At 62.2% G+C, this 18,967-nt stretch carries 22 protein-coding genes and 1 pseudogene; 16 read left to right on the top strand and 7 right to left on the bottom strand.

The annotated features are described in order from the left end of the window. Window positions 1-2: 2 nt before the first annotated feature. Window positions 3-1,028 (top strand): Gfo/Idh/MocA family protein, encoded by a 1,026-nt coding sequence (locus ACFQT0_RS14455; RefSeq protein WP_380203754.1) that lies wholly within the window; start codon window positions 3-5, stop codon window positions 1,026-1,028. A 13-nt stretch (window positions 1,029-1,041) separates the two neighbouring features. Here the strand turns inward: ACFQT0_RS14455 and ACFQT0_RS14450 are convergent, their stop codons facing one another. The 3 genes from ACFQT0_RS14450 to ACFQT0_RS14440 form a co-directional block, all read right to left on the bottom strand. Then, window positions 1,042-1,632, bottom strand: a complete 591-nt coding sequence (locus ACFQT0_RS14450; RefSeq protein ID WP_380203752.1) for a rhomboid family intramembrane serine protease — start codon at window positions 1,630-1,632, stop codon at window positions 1,042-1,044. 8 nt (window positions 1,633-1,640) lie between these two features. Next, entirely contained in the window at window positions 1,641-2,633 is a 993-nt protein-coding gene (locus tag ACFQT0_RS14445; protein ID WP_380203750.1) for a hypothetical protein, read from the bottom strand. An 81-nt stretch (window positions 2,634-2,714) separates the two neighbouring features. Continuing rightward, window positions 2,715-3,650, bottom strand: a complete 936-nt coding sequence (locus tag ACFQT0_RS14440) for a DUF3078 domain-containing protein (protein ID WP_380203749.1) — start codon at window positions 3,648-3,650, stop codon at window positions 2,715-2,717. 204 nt (window positions 3,651-3,854) lie between these two features. On the opposite strand from ACFQT0_RS14440, the gene ACFQT0_RS14435 reads away from it, so the two are divergent. The 4 genes from ACFQT0_RS14435 to ACFQT0_RS14420 all read left to right on the top strand — a co-directional run bounded on the left by ACFQT0_RS14435 (window position 3,855) and on the right by ACFQT0_RS14420 (window position 8,057). After that, complete coding sequence (locus ACFQT0_RS14435) at window positions 3,855-4,370, top strand: BLUF domain-containing protein (RefSeq protein WP_380203747.1); 516 nt, start codon at window positions 3,855-3,857, stop codon at window positions 4,368-4,370. A 385-nt stretch (window positions 4,371-4,755) separates the two neighbouring features. Continuing rightward, on the top strand, window positions 4,756-5,082 hold the full coding sequence (locus ACFQT0_RS14430; protein ID WP_380203745.1) for a hypothetical protein: 327 nt from the start codon (window positions 4,756-4,758) through the stop codon (window positions 5,080-5,082). Beyond that, on the top strand, window positions 5,079-7,511 hold the full coding sequence (locus ACFQT0_RS14425; protein ID WP_380203743.1) for a PD-(D/E)XK nuclease family protein: 2,433 nt from the start codon (window positions 5,079-5,081) through the stop codon (window positions 7,509-7,511). The genes ACFQT0_RS14430 and ACFQT0_RS14425 overlap by 4 nt, the downstream gene beginning before the upstream one ends. Window positions 7,512-7,622: 111 nt before the next feature. Next, window positions 7,623-8,057: a nucleoside deaminase gene (locus tag ACFQT0_RS14420; protein ID WP_380203741.1), complete on the top strand. Its 435-nt coding sequence runs from the start codon at window positions 7,623-7,625 to the stop codon at window positions 8,055-8,057. 120 nt (window positions 8,058-8,177) lie between these two features. On the opposite strand, the gene ACFQT0_RS14415 is transcribed toward ACFQT0_RS14420, so the two are convergent. Continuing rightward, a complete protein-coding gene (locus ACFQT0_RS14415; RefSeq protein WP_380203739.1) occupies window positions 8,178-8,474 on the bottom strand; it encodes a hypothetical protein in 297 nt (98 codons plus the stop codon). Between the two features lie 37 nt (window positions 8,475-8,511). On the opposite strand from ACFQT0_RS14415, the pseudogene ACFQT0_RS14410 reads away from it, so the two are divergent. Beyond that, window positions 8,512-9,422, top strand: a pseudogene (locus tag ACFQT0_RS14410) (chloride channel protein); the annotation flags it as partial. 27 nt (window positions 9,423-9,449) lie between these two features. Then, window positions 9,450-9,974 (top strand): CBS domain-containing protein, encoded by a 525-nt coding sequence (locus ACFQT0_RS14405; RefSeq protein WP_380206026.1) that lies wholly within the window; start codon window positions 9,450-9,452, stop codon window positions 9,972-9,974. 16 nt (window positions 9,975-9,990) lie between these two features. Here ACFQT0_RS14405 and ACFQT0_RS14400 read toward each other — a convergent pair whose 3' ends face one another. Continuing rightward, window positions 9,991-11,181: a cation:proton antiporter domain-containing protein gene (locus tag ACFQT0_RS14400; RefSeq protein ID WP_380203737.1), complete on the bottom strand. Its 1,191-nt coding sequence runs from the start codon at window positions 11,179-11,181 to the stop codon at window positions 9,991-9,993. An 87-nt stretch (window positions 11,182-11,268) separates the two neighbouring features. On the opposite strand from ACFQT0_RS14400, the gene ACFQT0_RS14395 reads away from it, so the two are divergent. Next, a complete protein-coding gene (locus ACFQT0_RS14395; protein ID WP_380203735.1) occupies window positions 11,269-11,766 on the top strand; it encodes an NAD(P)/FAD-dependent oxidoreductase in 498 nt (165 codons plus the stop codon). A 273-nt stretch (window positions 11,767-12,039) separates the two neighbouring features. Next, window positions 12,040-12,549, top strand: a complete 510-nt coding sequence (locus tag ACFQT0_RS14390; protein ID WP_380203733.1) for an NAD(P)/FAD-dependent oxidoreductase — start codon at window positions 12,040-12,042, stop codon at window positions 12,547-12,549. 168 nt (window positions 12,550-12,717) lie between these two features. On the opposite strand, the gene ACFQT0_RS14385 is transcribed toward ACFQT0_RS14390, so the two are convergent. Further along, the gene (locus ACFQT0_RS14385) at window positions 12,718-12,981 is read right to left on the bottom strand and encodes a hypothetical protein (protein WP_380203732.1); all 264 of its coding nucleotides are present in this window, start codon (window positions 12,979-12,981) and stop codon (window positions 12,718-12,720) included. Window positions 12,982-13,175: 194 nt separating this feature from the next. On the opposite strand from ACFQT0_RS14385, the gene ACFQT0_RS14380 reads away from it, so the two are divergent. Genes ACFQT0_RS14380 through ACFQT0_RS14370 form a run of 3 tightly spaced genes read left to right on the top strand, consistent with a single transcriptional unit; the run spans window position 13,176 to window position 14,622 of the window. Continuing rightward, complete coding sequence (locus ACFQT0_RS14380) at window positions 13,176-13,370, top strand: hypothetical protein (RefSeq protein WP_380203730.1); 195 nt, start codon at window positions 13,176-13,178, stop codon at window positions 13,368-13,370. Next, complete coding sequence (locus ACFQT0_RS14375; RefSeq protein WP_380203728.1) at window positions 13,367-13,504, top strand: hypothetical protein; 138 nt, start codon at window positions 13,367-13,369, stop codon at window positions 13,502-13,504. Before ACFQT0_RS14380 ends, ACFQT0_RS14375 begins: the two co-directional genes overlap by 4 nt. Then, window positions 13,477-14,622, top strand: coding sequence for a diadenylate cyclase (locus tag ACFQT0_RS14370; protein WP_380203726.1), 1,146 nt, complete (start codon window positions 13,477-13,479; stop codon window positions 14,620-14,622). Before ACFQT0_RS14375 ends, ACFQT0_RS14370 begins: the two co-directional genes overlap by 28 nt. Window positions 14,623-14,882: 260 nt before the next feature. Here ACFQT0_RS14370 and ACFQT0_RS14365 read toward each other — a convergent pair whose 3' ends face one another. Continuing rightward, window positions 14,883-15,875 carry an aldo/keto reductase gene (locus ACFQT0_RS14365; RefSeq protein ID WP_380203724.1) on the bottom strand — a complete coding sequence of 331 codons (993 nt, stop codon included), beginning with the start codon at window positions 15,873-15,875 and terminating at the stop codon, window positions 14,883-14,885. Between the two features lie 178 nt (window positions 15,876-16,053). Between ACFQT0_RS14365 and ACFQT0_RS14360 the strand changes: the two genes are divergently transcribed. From ACFQT0_RS14360 to ACFQT0_RS14345, 4 genes are all read left to right on the top strand, one after another. After that, window positions 16,054-16,506 carry a hypothetical protein gene (locus ACFQT0_RS14360; RefSeq protein WP_380203722.1) on the top strand — a complete coding sequence of 151 codons (453 nt, stop codon included), beginning with the start codon at window positions 16,054-16,056 and terminating at the stop codon, window positions 16,504-16,506. A 149-nt stretch (window positions 16,507-16,655) separates the two neighbouring features. Beyond that, window positions 16,656-17,204: an SCO family protein gene (locus ACFQT0_RS14355; RefSeq protein ID WP_380203720.1), complete on the top strand. Its 549-nt coding sequence runs from the start codon at window positions 16,656-16,658 to the stop codon at window positions 17,202-17,204. Window positions 17,205-17,240: 36 nt separating this feature from the next. Beyond that, window positions 17,241-17,612, top strand: coding sequence for a c-type cytochrome (locus ACFQT0_RS14350; RefSeq protein ID WP_380203718.1), 372 nt, complete (start codon window positions 17,241-17,243; stop codon window positions 17,610-17,612). Window positions 17,613-17,954: 342 nt separating this feature from the next. Then, window positions 17,955-18,899: an enhanced serine sensitivity protein SseB C-terminal domain-containing protein gene (locus ACFQT0_RS14345; protein ID WP_380203716.1), complete on the top strand. Its 945-nt coding sequence runs from the start codon at window positions 17,955-17,957 to the stop codon at window positions 18,897-18,899. The last annotated feature ends 68 nt before the right edge of the window (window positions 18,900-18,967 follow it).

Raw genomic sequence — 18,967 nt, 5'->3', positions numbered from 1 at the left:
TTGTGAATAATTCGACCTCGGAAGTACGCTTCGCCATCTGCGGCGTGGGCCACATTGGCCGGCGCCACGCAGCCCTCGTGGCGCGGCATCCCGGCGCCACGCTGGCGGCTCTGATTGACGTGCGCCCCGAACTGCAGGCCGAGCTGGCCGCCGAGTTTCCCGGCACTCCCTTCTTCACCTCACTGGAAGAATTCCTTGCCCACGGCCCGGCCGCGGATGTGCTCACCGTAGCCACCCCCAACGGCCTGCACGCCCCGCAGGCGGTGGCCGGCCTGCGCCACGGCTTGCATGTGGTAATCGAAAAACCCATGGCCCTGACCCGGGCCGACGCCCAGCTCATCGTCGATACGGCGGCGCAGACCGGGCAGCGGGTGTTCTGCGTGATGCAAAACCGTTATTCGCCGCCGGCGGCCTGGCTCAAGCAGGTGGTAGCGGAGGGGCACCTGGGCCAAATATATCTGGTTCAGCTGAACTGCTTCTGGAACCGCGACGCCCGCTACTACCGCCCCGGCGGCTGGAAAGGCACGCAGGCGCTGGATGGCGGCACGCTCTTCACCCAGTTCAGCCACTTCGTCGATTTGCTGTACTGGGTGTTTGGGGACATCACCAATATTTCGGCTCGCTTCCGCGACTTTAGCCACGCCGGCCTCACCGAGTTTGAAGACAGCGGCCTCGTCACCTTCGACCTCGTGCGCGGCGGCAGCGGCACCCTCAGCTACAGCACCGCCGTGTGGGACCGCAACCTCGAAAGCAGCCTCACCGTGGTGGCCGAGCGGGGCAGCCTGCGCATCGCCGGCCAGTACATGGACAAGGTGGAGTATTGCCACCTGCAAGGCTACACGCTGCCCGACCTGCCCCCCACCAACGCTGCCAATAATTACGGCGCCTTCCAGGGCTCGGCGGCCAACCACGTGCAGGTCATTGAAAACGTGGTGGACACCGTGCAGCAGCGCAGCTCAGCTACAACCAATGTACTGGAGGGCTTGAAAGTGGTGGAGATAATTGAGCGGATTTACGCGCTGCGGTAAATAATTGCCATTACTATTCGTCAGGATTTGTGCCCTTGTAGTAAGCAACACGGTGAATGAGACCGGGGCTGAACAGTAATCCAACGGCGGCGCCGACGAAGATGCCGCCCAGATGCGCGGCGTTATCGACCCCGGGCATCAGGAAACCCAGCACTAGGTTGAAGCCGCCCATTACCGCCACCAAGGTGACGAGCACGCCTCCGAGGTCGTCGGGCAGCGCTTTGCGCAGCGCCAATACCAATGCGGCACCCATTAACCCAAAAATGGCTCCGGATGCCCCGACGCTTACCGTATCGGGGTGCCAGTAGAGGCCGACAAGGCTGCCGCCAATGCCGGCAAGTAAGTACACAAGCGCAAACCGGACGGTCCCAACTGGCTTTTCCAACATCCACCCTAGCAAGCCCAGAATCGCGAGGTTGTTGGCCAGGTGCATGAAGCCGCCGTGCAGAAAGGCGCTGCTCAGCAACCGCCACCATTGCCCGGCCGCCACAGCCGGGCCGTAGTTTCCTCCCCAAGCCCTCAAATCGGATGCGGCAAAGGATTCGATGCCCGAGTGCGTAGCCAGGGCCATGGCCACATACACCCCGGCGTTGGTGAGCAGCAACAGCGGCGTCAGGAAATACCCACGCGGGGCGTGAGCCATTCCGGCCAGCCTTGAATTCGGTGCTGGCCGGCGCGGAACTCGTTTACTCGCCAACTCCGCGTGTTCGGAATCATCAGGAGCAGAAGAAACAGAATTGAACCTATTCCGACACAGCCCACAAGAAGCACTGCTGAATCGTTACCACGCGTCGCAAAGGGTTCGTCTCCGGGCTGGAGCACAAGCAGGGCCTGGGTATTATCAGAGGTGGCAAAGCCGGTGCGGCGGGCGGCTTCAACATAGGCATCTCGTTCGTCGGTATTTCCCAACCGGGTATAGTAGCCCCGGTAATTATTCTCAAATTTTTCCGCTTTAAAATGGCTTTCGCTACGCTTGACAAACGCCTGCAAAGCAGCTTCATTTTCCCTATATGAAGCCCCGGTGGGTATGTTATCAGCGTAATGGACCCCTAGCCAGACAGGGGTCCGACGGAGCGTGTCGGCTGGAGAAGCTAACACGGGGACGCTGAGATACAAGTCGAAGTTGAGCTGCCTTCCTTTGTTTACGGTTTTTGTTTTGACGACCCATTCTCCATATTTCCCATGGATGTATTCGGTTCGAAACCGGTAGTGGCGTTCAAACGTTTGGGTGGGGTTTACGCTGGCCGACGATGCCAGCACGACGAGTTTACCTTTGGATGAAACTAGATAGCCGTGTAGGCAAGCCGCTCCACAAGCCATCACGGCCAGTGTGATTAGCGCCAGGAACACGCGCGCATCAAATCGGCCCCGCCCTTCGGACAGCAGACGCAGTCGAGGCCATAGCCACACTACTGCCACAACGGTTCCTACGAGCAACGGCAATCCCAATTTCCAAAGCGTCTCGGGAGGTTCAAAGGCGGGGACCCAAGTTAGCAAGGCCCAATCGAGCAGGCCATAAACCGCTAAAAACAGCAGCATCAGCCGTAAATATGGCCAGAAAATGAGCTGCAGTTTGTCCTTAAGTTGGGTGTAGTCGTTGGCCATAAGCATGGAGCCAAAGTCAAACTTACGTCTCAAATCGGCGCATCATTTCCTGTGCGTCTGGCCCGGTCTGCATCCATATTGCTACTTCTTCTCGTCCACAAAATTCTGGAAGGCGTAGGCGATGCCGATGTTCAGCCCCTGCGAGTACTGCACGCCGGAGTCCTGGTCGAAGTCGTAAAGCGCGATGCCGTTGAGGGCCACGTTCACGTACTTGCCCACCTTGGCGGTGAGGCCGAGGTCGAGGCGGTGGTCAATTTCTTTGGTGTTGAAGTGCTCGTAGTTGGCAAACAGCAGGTAGCGGGCCTTTAGGCTCACGGTGGGGCTGAGGTTCTTGTCGTACTCGGCCAGGATTTGGGCGGCCAGGACCTCGAAGCGGGTGCTGTGGCCGGGGTTCACGCCGTAGGGCTTGTCGCCGAGCACTTCCACAAACCGTTCGGCGCGGTTTACCACCGTCAGGCGCGGGGCAAAGGGCGCCAGGCGCACCCGGAACGTGGGGTTGGGGTGGTACTCGAACCCGTAAGCTGCCGTGATGAAGCCGGGGGCAAAGAAGTCGGACACCTGCCGGGCGCGCTCGTTGCCCTGGGCGTTCTTGTCGTACTTATAGCCGGGGGCAAACTGCGTGAGCAGGTTCAACGACAGGAACATGTTCCAGTCGGTGCTGATGTCGCGGCCGAACTTGGTGTCGAGGTACAGCCGGTCCTGGCCTTTGCGGTAGCCCAGGCCCTTGGTTTCGGAAAAGGCAAAGAGGAAATCGGCTTCGTTGTCGAAGGATTTTACCCCGCTTTTGCGGTTGGCCTTCAGGTTGGCCAGGGCATTGAAGCCAATGGTGTTGACGCCGCCTCCGCGCCAGTTAGTGCTCAGCAGCGATTCGTTGAGCCCGAGTCCGGTCTTGCCGGATTTGCGCCAGAGCGGGGCGGGCGGAGCCGATACGGTGGCAGAATCCAGGGGCGTGGTTTGGGCCTGGGCGGAAGTAGCCAGCAGCCCAGCCGTCAGCAAGGCGAGGAAATGTGGACGCATAATAAGGAATTATTGAGCTAACAAAGAAAGCGGACAAGCGCCACTCCACCTTCCCCACGCTGTTTAGCTCAATTCATTGCCAAAGCACTAACCGCGCAGATTTTCCCGCCGCCCTTTCTTGAGCCAACGCCCGCCCGGCGCGCCGGTATGTTCGCAGAGAAAGCCAGACAATTTTCGTAAATTACTGCCTCAGAAACCACTCCGGTGCTTTGCCATACCTGGGGCGATGCCGAAGCCGTGCTGTTTCACCATCTTGTTGCGGCCATGGGACTTTACCAACTGATTTACCAGAGCCAGGCGCTGGTGCCGTTCGAGACCCCGGACCTTGACGCCCTGCTTCAGCAGGCCCGCGCGTTTAACCTCGAGCACAACATCACGGGCCTGCTGCTTTACACTCCCGACGGACGGTTTTTGCAGGTGCTGGAGGGCGAGCAGGCCGTGGTGCACCACTTGTACTACGACCGGATTGTGGCCGACCCGCGCCATTTCAACTGCCGGGTGCTGGCCGATGGCCCCTGCCTCAAGCGCAGCTTTTCCGACTGGTCGATGGGCTTCCGGGTGGCCAACGCGCAGGACCTGCGCAAGTTGCTCCGCAACGTTCCGTCCGATTCGCCGGGCGTGAACGTGCCGCGCCAGCACACCCGCCCCGAGCTGCTGGAGCTGCTTATCGAATTTGTGGCCAACAGCGAAGCCGAGCCGTGGCTGGAGCACCCTCATTAATTGGCGGCGAGCCAGCTCAACCTGTCAGGCGGGTGAAACGGGGCCGGTCGGCGCGTTGTTCGGTAGGCTGAATATCCGCGCCACCGATGAAATCCAGGGTCCTTCTGACCGGGAGTAGCAGCCGGGGCCGGTATCTTTACCCCAATGCCTGCCCAGCCTACTTCCTACCCCACTCCTGCCCCTGTTTCGCCGCTCACGGCTCCCGTTTCCTTCCTGGCCGCCACCGCCCGCGAGCTGCTGGACCGCTACGGTTCCGGCCCGCTCGACGAGCTGTCGGAAGTCATAGTAGTGGTGCCCACGCGCCGCGCGGTGGTGTACCTAAAGAACGAGCCTGGCTCTGGCCCTGCCGCCGGGCGCCCCGCTCTGGGCCCCGCGTGTGGCGGCCATGGAAGACTACATGGTGGAGCTGGCGGGCGTGCAGGTCGAGGAGCCGATTGCCTTGCAGCTCATGCTGTTCGACATCCTCAAGCACATCGACACCCACCTCGATTTTGACCGGTTTGTGGGTTGGGCCGGCCTGCTGCTCGGCGACTTTTCCAACCTCGACCAAAACCTGGCCCCCACCCGCAAGGTGTTCGAATACCTGAGCCAGGCCAAAGCCCTGGAGCGCTGGGACCTGGACGCCCTGCCGGAAAAAGCAAGGCCGCGGCCCACTCCTTCAGCTTCTGGGACCAGCTCGAACGGGTGTACCGCGAGCTGCAGCGGCGCATGAAAGCCAACCACCTGGCCTACCCTGGCCTGGCCTACCGCCTGGCCGTCGAGAAACTAGAAAAGCGCATTCAGGACCCTGCCGAGCCCGAAGTGGCCCGCCACGTGTTTGTGGGCTTGGGCAATTTGTCGCGCTCCGAGGAAAAGCTTATTCGGCTGCTGCTAGCCGCCGGGCGGGCCGAAGTCCGTTTCGATGCCGACCCGTTTTACCTCGAAGAAGGCTCGCCCAACCGGGCCGGCCAGCACCTGGGCCGCTACTTCAAGCAGTGGAACCTGCCCCGCGAGAACATGGGCGGCGGCGTGGAATGGCTGCGCGGCCAGCCCCACCACGTGCGCTACCTGGGCGTGGCCAACCCCAGCATGCAGGGCAAGCTGGCCGGGCAGCTCCTGGCCGAAGCCCGCCGCCAGCACCCCGATGCCACCGTGGCCGTGGTACTGCCCGACGAAACTCTGCTCCTGCCCGTGCTCCACGGCTTGCCGCCCGACGAGGTCCCCGACTACAACGTGACCATGGGCCTGAGCTTCCAGGCCACGCCCCTGTTCAACCTAGTCGACCTGCTCTTCGAAGTGCACCTGACTGGCATCCGGGAAGGCAGTGCCGAGACCGGCTACGGCGTGCCGCGCTACCACCACCTGGCCGTGACCAAGCTGCTGGGCCACCCTTTCCTGCGCCGCTACCAGCACTGGCTCGACCGCCAGCCCGACCAGCCCCAGTACCACGGCGTCCTCGACCTCGTATGCCGCGAGATTGTGCGGCTCAACGCCGTGCTGCTGCCTGCCTCCGAGCTGCTCAAGCTCGGCTCGCACCACCCGCTCATCGAGGCGCTGTTCAAAACCTGGGACAACTGCGACGACATCATCGCGGCCTGCAACACCCTGATTGACTTGCTCAAGCAAGTATATTCAGACAAGCAGTCGGGCATTGAGGCCGAGTACCTGTACCTGTTTTATACGCTGATAAAGCAGCTCGACTCGGCGTTCGACTGCCGCGAGCAGCGCTTGTCGGTGCGTTCGTTCCGGCGGTTTTTGTACGAGCAGATGGGCCGCACGCGCCTGCCGTTCAGCGGCGAGCCCCTGGCCGATGTGCAGGTCATGGGTCTGCTCGAAACCCGGGCCCTGGACTTCGACCACGTCATCATATTGAGCTGTAACGAGGGCGTGCTGCCCGCGCCCAAAAAGCAGCAGTCGCTGTTTCCCTACGACGTGCTGCAGGAGTTCAAGCTGCCCACCTACGCCGATGCCGAAGCCATCACGGCCTACAACTTCTGGCGCCTGCTGCAGCGCGCCAAGCGGGTTGATTTGGTGCACGTGCTGCCCGGCGCCGAGGGAATCAAGAGCGGCGAGCGCAGCCGGTTTTGCTGCAGCTGGAAAACGACTTGCTGCCCCAGAACCCGCAGGCTCACGCTGGAAGACCTCACAGTGACCGTGGCCGGCCCCGACCACGAGGCCCCCGTTGACCCCTACGAAGGCGACCTCATCCTGGAGAAAGACCCCGAGATGCTGGCGGCCCTGCGCGGCGTGCTCGAGCGCAATATCTCCCCTTCGCGACTCAACGATTTCCTGGCGTGCTCACTCCGGTTCTACTTCTCGAAAGTGGCCCGCTTCCAGGAAAACGACGCCGTGGAGGAAACGCTGGAAGCTGGCAGCTTTGGCACCATGGTGCACACTGCCCTGGAGAACCTGATGCGGCCGTTTGAGCAGGACGCCCGGCCCATCACCGCCGCCGACATCCCCGCGCTGCTCAAGCAAGTGCCCGAAGAGGTGCGCAAGGCCCTGCGCCAGGAAGAAACTGAAAAGCACGCCCGCCCCGACGAAGGCCTCAACCACGTGTATGGCCAAGTGGCCGGCCGGCTTATCTCACGCTACCTCGAAGGGCTGGAGCAGACCGAGGGCCTGCCGTTGCGCCTGTTCAGCCTGGAGAAAGACCTGGCCGCCACGGTGTTTGTGGATGTACCCGGCTCAGGCCGGCTGGCCGTGCGTTTGTTTGGCAAAGCCGACCGGGTCGACCAGCTGCCCGACGGCCGCCTGCGCGTGGTGGACTACAAAACCGGCCTCGTCGAAGCCAACGACCTCAACCTGACCGGCTACAAGGGTCGCTTCAGCCCCGCCGAAGCCACCGAGCGCCTGCTCTGGGAAGCCACTTCCAGCGCCGACAAAGTGCGCCAGCTCTGGCTCTACCGCCTCATGCTGGCCAGCACCGAAAAGCGCGAAACCGAAAACACGGGCATCGTTTCGATGCGCAACCTCGACAAAGGCCTGCTGTCGGCCGACTTAAGCTTTCTCACGCCGGAAGGCCAGGATTTCGTGCAGGTTTCGGAGGAATTGGTGCGTAAAATTGTGCTGCGCATTCTGGACCCCACGGAGCCCATTCGCAAAACCGACGATTTGAAAAAATGTGAGTATTGCTCCTACCGCGGCATCTGCGCCAGATAATTATTGAGCTGTTAGCTAATAGCCGTTAGCTGTTAGCTCATCTTCAAACATTCATTCTCACTCATAACCTGGCTAATAGCTAACGGCTATTAGCTAACAGCTCAATTTACCATGGACGAATTCATGCAAGCCGCCATCGACGAAGCCCGCCTGGGCCGGTCGCAGGGCGGCATCCCCATCGGCTCGGTGCTCATCCGCGACGGCAAAATTGTGGGCCGGGGCCACAACAAGCGCGTGCAGGAAGACTCCGCCATCAAGCACGGCGAAATGGACTGCCTGACCAACGCCGGCCGCCAGCGCACCTACCGCGACACCGTCATCTATACCACGCTGATGCCTTGCTACATGTGTGCCGGCACCATCGTGCAGTTTAAAATCCCGAAGGTGATGGTGGGCGAGTCGCGCACGTTCGGCGAGTCGCGCGCTTTCCTCGAAAGCCACGGCGTGGAAGTAGTCGACCTCGACCTGCAGGAGTGCGTGGACATGATGAACGAATTCATTGAAGCCGAGCCCACCCTCTGGAACGAGGACATCATGGAGCTGTAGGCCGACGCCAATCCCGACCGATGAGTTGGGCCGGAAATTTCAGGGGTTCGACGGGGTTTTGCTATAAATCAGTACCTGCCGGCGCCATTTTTGCGTTGCTCATAATGCGTTAGCCTTCCATTATAGCCCATGCCTCACCACGCCGTCCACCGCTTGCTGCGCCCGCTGCTCATTTGGCGGGCGCGCCACATCAGCGAGCGGATGTACATGCTCCTGCTGAGCATCGTGGTGGGGCTGGGCGCCGGCCTGGCCGCGGTGGCCCTCAAAACCTGCATCAAGGCGCAGGTAGACCTGCTGCAGGGCGCCATCTCGGAGCCGCAGCGGGTATTTGCCTTGTCGGTGTACCCCATCATCGGCATTTCGCTCACGGTGATATTCACCAAGTACCTGCTGGGCGGGCAGGCTGGGCCGCGGCATTGGGCCCATCATCTACAGCACCGCCCGCGAAAACAGCGTGGTGCCGCGCTCCAAGCTGTATTCGCAGCTGGTGACGGCGTTCCTGACGGTGAGCTTCGGCGGCTCGGCCGGTACCGAGGCCCCGATTTCGGTGACGGGCGCGGCCCTGGGCTCCAACATCGGGCGGGTGCTGCACGTGGACCGGCGCCGGCGGCGCCTGCTCACCGGCTGCGGCGCGGCGGCTGGCGTGGCCGCCATCTTCAACTCGCCCATTGCGGGTGTGCTGTTCGCGGTCGAAACCATTCTGATGGAGCTGCCCGCGCAGTACTTCATCCCACTCCTGATTTCGTCGGCCACAGCCACGGTGATATCCAAAGCCCTGTACGAAGGCCAGCCGTTTGTGCTCATCACCACGAGCTGGCCCGTCGATGCGGTGCCGTTTTACGTGCTGCTGGGCTTGTTTACGGCCCTGTTCTCGGTGTACATGATTCGGACCTACCACTGGTTCGAGCGTTTTTTGAGCGGTGGCCGGGCCTAAACTGGCGCAAGGTCTTGTTTGGCGGCACCGCGCTCGGCCTGCTGATATTCCTGTTTCCCACGCTATACGGCGAGGGCTACAACACCGTGGAGCTGCTGCTGCGCGGCCACGCCGAGCGCCTCACCGACGGCAGTATTTTCTCGGTGTACCAGGACAATAACCCGTGGCTGGTGCTCGTACTGGTCGTATTCAGTATGATGCTTAAAGTAGTGGCTACCAGCATTACGGTGGGCAGTGGCGGCAACGGCGGCATGTTCGGTTCGTCGCTGTTTGCGGGTGCGCTGGCAGGCTTCTTCTTTGCCCGGCTGCTCAACCTGAGCGGGGTAGTGCACATTCCCGAGGTCCACTTTGTGGTGCTGGGCATGGCCGGCATGCTGGCGGGTGTGATTCACGCGCCCCTCACGGCCATCTTCCTCATCGCCGAAATCACAGGCGGCTACGCCCTCTTCGTGCCCCTGATGCTGGTAAGCAGCTCTTCCTACCTCATTACCAAGTACTTCGAGCCCTACTCCGTGTACACCCGCAAGCTCACCGCCCGCGGCGTGGACGTGTATGCCAACCGCGACCGCGGCCTGCTGGCTCAACTCGACCCCCGCAAGCTGCTCGAAACCGACTTTATTGCCGTGCGGCCCACTACTACGCTGGGCGAGCTGGTGGAGGTGTTCCGGCACGCTACCCGCAACCTGTTTCCGGTGGTAGCGGCCGGCGGCCGGCTGCTGGGCGTGGTCAGCCTCGACTCGGTACGCAACGCGCTGTTTGACAACGCGCACTACAGCACCACGCAGGTAAAAGAGCTGATGAAGCCCGCCCCCGCCGTGGTGGGGCCCAACGACGACTTGGAGCACACCCTGTCGCTGCTCGACCGCTACGGCGCCTGGGCCCTGCCCGTGTGCGAGGAAGACGGCCGCTACCTGGGCTTCATCCTGAAGTCGACCATTCTGGCCCGCTACCGGCGGCAGCTTATTCTCGAAAGCGAGGCGTAAGCCAGGCGGTGGCTGGCTACACTTCCAGCATGTCCGGGGTGCGGTGGGCCAGCTGCAGGCCTATCATCATCAGCAAGCCCGTTAAGAGAATCACGACAAACAGAATGTTTTCGCTGACTTCGCCAATCAGCATGGGCTGGGGAATGCTGTAGAACAGCAGCACCGAAATCAGTCCTTTGGGAGCGATGAAGAGCTCGGGAATCAGGTCGGTGCGGGCCACGTACTTCAGGTACACGAAGCGGATGAGGGTGAGCACGCCCACGATGAGCGCGCCCTGCAACAGTAGCGACCAGCTGATGAGGTTCGACAAGGTGATGGAAAACCCAAACAGCAGGAAGAAGAACGTGCGGATGAGAAACGCCGACTCGGCGGTGATGCTCTTGAGTTGCTGGAGTTCAGCGGCCAGCTTTTCGGGCCGAAAGAAGCGCTGCAGGCGGGGCCCGCGGGCCAGCAAATCTGCGTTGTTTACCACCAGCCCAAACACGAGCACCAGCACCAGCGACGACAGGTGCAGCTTCTTGGCCAGGCTGTAGATGAGCACCAGAAACGCGAACAGCAGAAAGAACTTGACGTGGGCCCGCAGCCGCCCCAGCAGAAACACCAGCAGCGCCGTGCTCAGCACCGCCACTACGCCCACCGCCAGCACGTCGCGGCCAAAGGTGACGACCGACAAGCCCTGCGCAAAATTGTCCTGCAAAGCAAAGTTGAAAAGCATGATGCCGATGATGTCGGAAAACGTGCTTTCGTAAATAATAAACTCCTGCTTTTCGCCGCCCAGCCCGGCCACGCTGGGGATGGCCACGGCGCTGCTTACCACGGCCAGCGGCACGGCGTTCACGAGGCAGCTCTGCCAGCTCGCACCCAGGTACATGTGCAGCAGCGCGGCAATGGCCCCGGCCTGCACCAGCATAATGAGGGCCGCCGCCGCGAACGAGCGGCGGATAAGAGGAAACTTTTCGGGTGTCAGGCGCAAATCAAGCGAGCCTTCCAACACAATGAGAATCAGCCCAACAATGCCAAACATCTGCAGTAGCAGTGGAGGCACCGCGATGGGCAGATTCCAGTAGACGGTGGCCTGACTCAGGGCGATGCCGGCCAGCAGCAGCAGCAGCACCGAGGGCACTTTGGTGGCGCGGGCCGTGAGGTCGAACAGGTAAGATAAAAGGACGGCCAGGCTCAGGCCGATTAGAATAGAGTATGGTCCCATGTGCTAGGGCTAACGGTTGAGCGGCTCTTTGGTTAGCCGGCGCAGCCGCTGCCGCCGTACCTTGGGGCGCCTTTGTTACTCCAGGTTGTGGCCGAAACAGTACCCGATAATTCTCCTTTTGTGGCCGTGGTGGGCGGCGGTCCGGCGGGCTTGCTGGCGGCCCAGCGCCTGGCCGAGGCTGGCCAACGGGTGCGCGTATTCGAAGCTCAGGCCACGGTGGGCCGCAAGTTCCTGGTGGCCGGGCACGGCGGCTTCAACCTAAGCAATGCCGAGGACCTGTCCCGCCTTACCAGCCGGTACGGCGCCGAGGAGGCCCGGTTCCGGGACCTGCTCAGCCACTTCTCGCCGGCCGAGCTGCGGGCCTGGGCCGCCGATTTGGGCATCGAAACTTTTGTGGGCACCAGTGGCCGCATCTTCCCGGTGGCCGCGCACAAACCCGCCGACCTGCTCCGGGCCTGGCTCACCCGGTTGCGTGACCTGGGCGTCGAAATTCATACCCGGCACCGCTGGCTGGGCTTTGCAGGCGCCACCGGCCTGCGCCTGCGGGACGAGACCATGGGGACGGAAGCAGGCCGCGAGCCATAATTGAGCCAGCTGCCACGGTGCTGGCCCTGGGCGGTGCCAGTTGGGCCAAAACCGGCTCGGATGGCGCTTGGGTGCCGCAGCTGCAGGAAATCGGGGTGTCCGTAACTCCCTTTTCGCCCGCCAACTGCGGGGCTGAAATCGTCTGGTCCGAGTTCTTTAAAGCGAAAACCGGCCGGGTCCCGCTCAAGAATATTGCCCTACGCGTGAACAACGGGCCCGAGGTGCGCGGCGAAATCATGCTCACCGAGTACGGCGTAGAGGGCACGCCGGTGTATGCCCTCACGCCCCAGGCTGCGGGCCGCGCTCGGGGGCGGCGGGCCCGCGCTGCTCCAGCTCAACCTGAAGCCCGACCTCCCGGCTTCCGAGCTACTGGCCAGGCTGCAGCAGCGCCGGGCCGGGGCGTCGCTGCCCGATATCCTGCGCAAGGCGCTGCACCTCGGGCCGCCCGTGCCCACGCTTTTGCGGGAAGCCCAGCCCAACGTCGCCGCTCTAAGCCCGGAGGAATTAGCGCAGGCGCTGGCTGCAGTCCCGCTGCCCGTGACGGGCCTGCGCCCCCTGGATGAAGCTATTTCGACGGCCGGTGGTATTGGGTTCGCGGCCCTGGATGAGCACCATATGCTGCGGCAGCGGCCGGGCACGTTCGTGGCAGGCGAGATGCTCGACTGGGAGGCCCCAACGGGCGGCTATCTGCTGCAGGGTTGCTTCAGCACCGGGGCGTGGGTTGCGAAGGGAATATTGAGCTGGCTCAGGGAGACTGGAAGCCCTGAGGAATCTGCAGTTTAGAAGATGTGGGATTGTGAAGCTGTAGAGACGCAATATTTTGCGTCTCGTCGTTGAACGACGAAAACTGCGCCTTTCCAACAATGACCGTCCAACGACGAGACGCAAAATGTTGCGTCTCTACACCGTTATGAAATCCAGATAAGTAGCGCCAGCCGCTTCCGGGGCCCGCTATTTCTGAGCTTTGGTGCGCGCGGCGGCTTCTTGGGCTTCGCGTAGGATTTGCCGGGCCTCGGCCAGGAGGCGGCGGCTGGGGTTGAGCTCGTCACGGGCGATGAGGGCGAAGAGCAGGAAAAACGAAACCAGCGGCAGCGTCCAGCCCAACACAAACCACAGCCAGAACGACCGGCCCCGGCTGTGCGCGCAGTAGCCAGTGAGAATCGGGATAAAGGAAATGGCCACCGCCATCACAAAAAGCATGTCGACGAAGAGCATAAGCTTGCGAGATTTGCGGTGGTGAGGGCGAGGCGGCTAGAACCTGCCGGGCGTATGCCGAAGATACGGATTTGGAGGCAGTGCAGAAGCGGCGGGCAGGTAATTTTGTTCCGGAGCACCACTATGCCGAGCTTTTTCCGTAGTTCGGGCTGAAGTCGGGTCCGCAAGGGGACACGGCCGTCCTCTATTTGCCCATGTGGGAACACCAAAGTCTGTTTCGAGTCTCGGCCCAACTCTTTGCCGAGGGTATTTTTAATCTGCTTGACCGCAACCTGCGGCCCGAAGTATTTCTGGTAGGCTTTGCGTCGGCCAAAGAGGCCGACGACCCTGCTGCCGTGGTAGTTGAGCCCCCACCACCCGCTATGCTCCGTCCGACTTCAAGGACGTGAAATCAACCGCGGCCTCCCTCGAAGCCAACGCGGGGCCGCAGGGCGTGGTGTACCACCTGCACCCCAACGACCACGACCGGTTTGAAAAACAGCACTGGTACGAGTGGTGTGCCAGGCCACCGAGTCGACGCTGAACACGCTCACGGCGAACCGCCACGAAAACCGGCGCTCGTTCTGTGCCGTGCCGGTGAGCCTGCAGGGCTACCTCGTGACGGTGGTGCTGCAGCTCTCGGCCGACTGCTACGAGGGCTACTACGCCCTGCCCAAGTCCAGCGGCGGCCGCCCGGCCAACCTGCCCCACGCGGCGGTGCTCGAGTTTCTGCACGACTGCACCCGCGCCCTGCGCGAAGCCGACACCGCCGATAACGACCAGCCCGTGCTGGACCGTGACTACAACGAGCTGCTGCGCTCGGCTGGCCGACGCCTGATGCTGCGCGTGGCCCCGGCCGGCACCCACGGCCTCTACGACGCCTGCAACGGCGTGGCCGCGCTGCGCCACGAGGGCGACGAGGGCATCGGGACCATGCTCGTGAGCCGGCGCCTGCACCCGGCCATCGTGCCGGTGCTCACGCTCGAAACGCCCGTGCCCATGCGCGACCACCGCTCCATTCGCAAGCTGCTGGAGCTCAGCGAAGGCCACACCGCCCTGATTTCGGATGCCTCCCACGTGTTCGGCCTGGGCCAGGCTCGTGCCCGAAAACGACAGCCAGTACGAGCCCCTGGTGACGGTGCATTTCACGAATCACTACAGTTGGGAGATGAGCCACGCCGGCCACGTGCTGATGCGCGTAGTGAGCAACACCCCCGCCTGCCCCAGGGCCAGGTCGCGGCCGACAACTTTGCCCGCACCGCGCGCATCGTCTTCCCCAACCTCAACGCCGACAGCATCGATTACCTCTGGGACCTGGCTCAGAAAGCCAGCACCCAACCCACGGGTACCATCCTGGTTATCAGCACCGGCGCATCTAAAGAAGCGCAGCGCCTCACCCGCCAGTGCTTCCGGGTAGTGCCCCGCATCATGACGCCCTCGGTGCTGCGCCTCGTCACCAACATCGACGGGGCCGTGCTCATCGAGCCCAGCGGCATGTGCCACGCCATCGGCGCCATTCTCGACGGCCTGGCCACGGAGAAAGGAGATTCGTCGCGCGGCTCGCGCTACAATTCGGCCCTGCGTTACGTCAACAGCAGCAAGTACCCCGTGCTGGCCGTGGTGGTAAGCGAAGACGGCTGGATAGACTTGCTGCCGAGCTAAACAGCAGAACCAAAAACTCCCCTCCTTTTTTAAGGAGGGGATGTTTTCGCGCAGCGAAAACGGGGTGGTTGCACTCGTTGAACGACGGTCGAACGACTAGCAGCAGAACGAGTTGGGCTGGAATCGTTCGGGTTTCCCTGGGCATCGTTCTTATGCAATCGTTCGGGTGTCGTTCAACGACTTCACCACCCCGTCCGAGCCTTTGGCTCGAACATCCCCTCCTTAAAAAAGGAGGGGAGTTGCTCGTTCTTTCCTGCTACCTAGCCATTTACCGAGCCCATCATGGCTTCGGGGTAGCGCATGCCGGCTGCGGCGGCCCCTTTGGGGGCAATTTCATCGAGTTGAGCCAGCTCACTGCTGGACAGCTCAACTTCCAGCGCGCCCAGGTTTTCTTCGAGGTACTTCACGCGTTTGGTGCCGGGAATGGGCACTACGTCTTCGCCCTGGGCAAGCACCCAGGCCAGGGCCAGCTGGCTGGCGGTGCACTTTTTCTGTTGAGCCAGGTCGTTGATGCGGGCCACGAGGTCGAGGTTCTTCTGGAAGTTTTCGCCCTGAAAGCGGGGCGTATGGCGGCGGTAATCATCGGCTTCCAGGTCCTCGAACTTCTGAATCTGACCGGTGAGGAAGCCACGGCCCAGCGGCGAATACGGCACAAAGCCCACGCCCAATTCGCGGATGGTGGGCAGGATTTCGTCTTCGGGCTCCCGGCTCCACAGCGAGTACTCGGTTTGCAGGGCGGCGATGGGGTGCACGGCCACGGCCCGGCGCACGGTGGCCGGGGCGGCCTCGCTCAGGCCCAGGTACCGCACTTTGCCTTCTTCCACGAGGCGGGCCATGGCGCCCACGGTGTCTTCGATGGGCGTGCCGGGGTCGACGCGGTGCTGGTAGTAGAGGTCGATGTAGTCGGTGCCGAGGCGGCGCAGGCTGGCCTCGCAGGCGGCCTTCACGTACTCAGGTCGGCCGTTGATACCGCGTTTGGCAGGGTTGCTGGGGTCGCGCTCGATGCCGAACTTGGTGGCCAATACGATGCCTTCGCGCTTGCCTTTGAAGGCTTGGCCCAGCAGCTCTTCGTTTTTGAAAGGCCCGTACATATCGGCCGTGTCAAAGAAAGTCACGCCCAGTTCCAGAGCGCGGTGCAGGGTGCGGGTGCTTTCGGCATCGTCCTGGCCTCCGTAGAAGTCGGACATGCCCATGCAGCCCAGGCCGATGGCCGAAACGGTGAGGCTGGAGCGGCCCAGTTGGCGGGTTTTCATAGATGGAAAGGGTTTTGGTAAAATGGAAAGTGGAATTGTTACCTACGCACAGGTCTTCTCAACCGGCTAAGAGTTGCTTTTGATTTATGGGCGTGTGCTCCTTTGTTTCGTTTCCGTCAGCGTCTTCCTTTACGGCCGGCGGTCTTGGGTTCGCGCCGGCCGGCCGTACCTTTGGGGCGTGAAATTTTATCAGAAAAAGGCCTTGCAAGCGTTGCTGCTTGCCCTGGCGCCTGCACTAGCCGCTTGCCCCTCAGCAGCCCCGCCGCGGCAGGTGCCGCCAGCCCAAGCCGCCGAAAAAGCCCTGATGGCCCGCCACGATTCGCTGATGGCGAAGATGGACCAGCTTTACACCCTAAAGGCCACCATCAATAAGGCGCATTCGCCGGCCGCCGGGCCCTACTTGCGCGGCCTGGCCGCCGCCGACGCGGCCATGATGGACTGGATGCACCAGTACCGCGCTCCCGATACCACGGCCGCCCCGGCGGCGCGCCTGGCCTACTTCCAGCAGCAGCAGCAGGTGCTGGCCGGCGTCAGCCAGCAGTTTCGGGCAACGATAGACTCGGCTACGTTGTTTATCAGGCAGCTGCCGACAGCTCAATCTGACGCAACAGCGCCCGCTCCTACTAAATAACTCATGCTCAAACGCTTCGTCCTGTTGCCTCTGCTGGCGGCTTCCTTGTTTACGGCCTGCACCGGCCCCAGCGCCGACATCACCGCCCGCCTGCCCATCCTGGGGGAGCGCGACGTGCGCCCCGCGCCGACGGCGGCCCCGCCGATACGGTGTTCAGCAAGGTGCCCGCCTTCCGCCTCACCGACCAGAACGGCCAGGTCATCACCAACCAGACTTTTGCGGGCCGGGCCTACGTGGCCGATTTCTTCTTCGCCACCTGCCCCGGCATCTGCCCCAAAATGCAAGGCGAGCTCCTGAAGGTGTACGCCAAGTATGGTAAAGACCCGCGCCTGGCGTTTCTCTCCCACACCATCGACCCGGCCCACGACAGCATCCCGGTGCTGCGCGACTACGCCGAGCGCCTGGGCGTGGGCGGTGCCCGCAACTGGTACTTTGCCACCACTGGCGCCCACGGCGTGCCCACGGCCAAAGACACGGTCTTTCAGCTGGCCCGCGCCTACTTCACGGCGGCCGAGCCCGACAAAGCCGCGCCCGGCGGCTTTGCCCACAATGGCACCTTCGCCTTGGTTGACGACCAGGGCCACATCCGCGGACTCTACGACAGCCTCAACCCCAAAGAAGTGGAGCGCCTGCTGGCCGAGTTGCCCACGTTGCTAGCCGAAATCGACAGCCGGAAGCAGGCCGTCGCCCGCCAGTAAATGCGAACCTGGTATTACCCATTGGTTGGCAGCCTGATGCTCCTGCTCACGCTGCCCGGCTGCTTCAGCAACAACCGCAACCAAGGCGAGCGGTTGTACGTGCAGCACTGCGCGAGCTGCCACGGCGAGCAGGGCCAGGGCTTGGCGAAGCTCATTCCGCCGCTGGCCGGCGCCGATTATCTGGCTACCCACCGCGCCGAGTTGCCCTGCATTCTGCGCAACGGCCAGCACGAGCCGATTGTGGTAAACGGCGTCAAATATCACAACGTGATGCCTGGTCACAAATACCTTAGCCCATCCCAGCTCACCAATTTGTTGAACTACATCGAAAGCCACTGGGGCAACAAGGCAACACCGTGGACTATTCGGGAGGTGCAGCAGCAATTGGATGCCTGCCGCGTGCCGTGAGTGCTTGCTGTCGGTTCGGCTTAGCTCAACGTCTCTCATGCTGAGCGCAGCGAAGCATCTTTACTATGGAAGTAATCCAATCGTCTGTTATGCTGAGCCTGCGAAGCATCTTCTCACCGATGAACGAATAGTTCTGACCTGACAAGATGCTTCGCAAGCTTAGCATGACAGAGGTATAATTGAATTGAAGGGGATTTAACACCGGTTTCAAATAATCGAGGGAAGGGATTCATCAAGCTCAACCCAGCCCGATTTTCCAGTAATAAGACCGCCAGATTAACCACTTTTTACCGACTCCTAACCCGTTTTCCGCCGTAGATTGCACTCCCAATCCACTCGCATTTGTATTCCATTATGGGCCTGCTCGACTTCCTGAAAAACAAACCCGCCGATACTACGCCGGCTACTCCTGCCTCCGCTACGCCCGGCGCTCCCGCTCCGGCGGCCGAAAAGCCAGCCGGCGGCCCTCGTTACCAGGGCGCTAAGTTTACGGCGCCGCCCGCCCCGGTTGAGCCAACATACAGCATGCCGGAGCCGGAGCCCCTGCCCTTCGAGCCCGAGAACGTGCTGGAGCAGTTGCTACTGCTGGCGGCCACCGACGAAAACGCCCGCCCTGCCTTCTACCAGGCCCTGCTACAGGAAGAAATCCTGATGATTCTGGCGCCCATGGAAGGCATTGCTGAAGGCGAAGTGGTACTCGCCGAAGGCCAGGAAATCCAGCTCCAGATTTTGTCGGATGGCAAGCTGCCCATCTTCTCATCGGTGCCGCGCCTCACGGATGGCGGCGTCGACAACGGCACCGTGAGCTACGTGCGCCTGCCGGGCCACGCGTTTTTCAGCATGGTGCAGGGCCAGGACTGTGTGCTGAACCCCTTCTCGCCGGCCGGCAAGCTGCTACCCAAAGACGAACTGGCCGCCCTGCTGGCCGGGCATCTCACCGGCCCCACCTCCCCCGGAGGCGGCGACGCGCAGGTGCTCCTGAGCCAGCCCGCCGAGTACCCGACGGCCGTGGCCGACGCCATCAAGGCCTGGGCGGGCACCCAGCCCCACATCGAACAAGCGTTTCTGGCTCAGATGCAGCTCGCTGACAACCCCGACGTGCCGCGCCTGCTGCTAGCCTTCGAGAGCAATAACCCCGACCCCAGCTTCATGCAGGACCTGGGGCCCGTGCTGCAAGGCCAGACCGACGCCTACCAATTCGTGGACCTGATGCTGCTGGACATGAGCTCGGAAGAGGGCGTGAATCCCTATTTCCGCACTATTGAGCCGTTTTATAAAGCCGGCTAACGGTTGGCCTGAGTCCGCCGTTGTTTATCGGAACGTCCTGCCGAGCGCTGCGCTTGGCAGGACGTTCT

Source organism: Hymenobacter humi (assembly GCF_042665855.1).
Lineage (GTDB): Bacteria > Bacteroidota > Bacteroidia > Cytophagales > Hymenobacteraceae > Hymenobacter > Hymenobacter humi.
The sequence above is the reverse complement of the archived record's forward strand: the minus strand, read 5'-3'. Positions and strand labels throughout refer to the sequence as shown.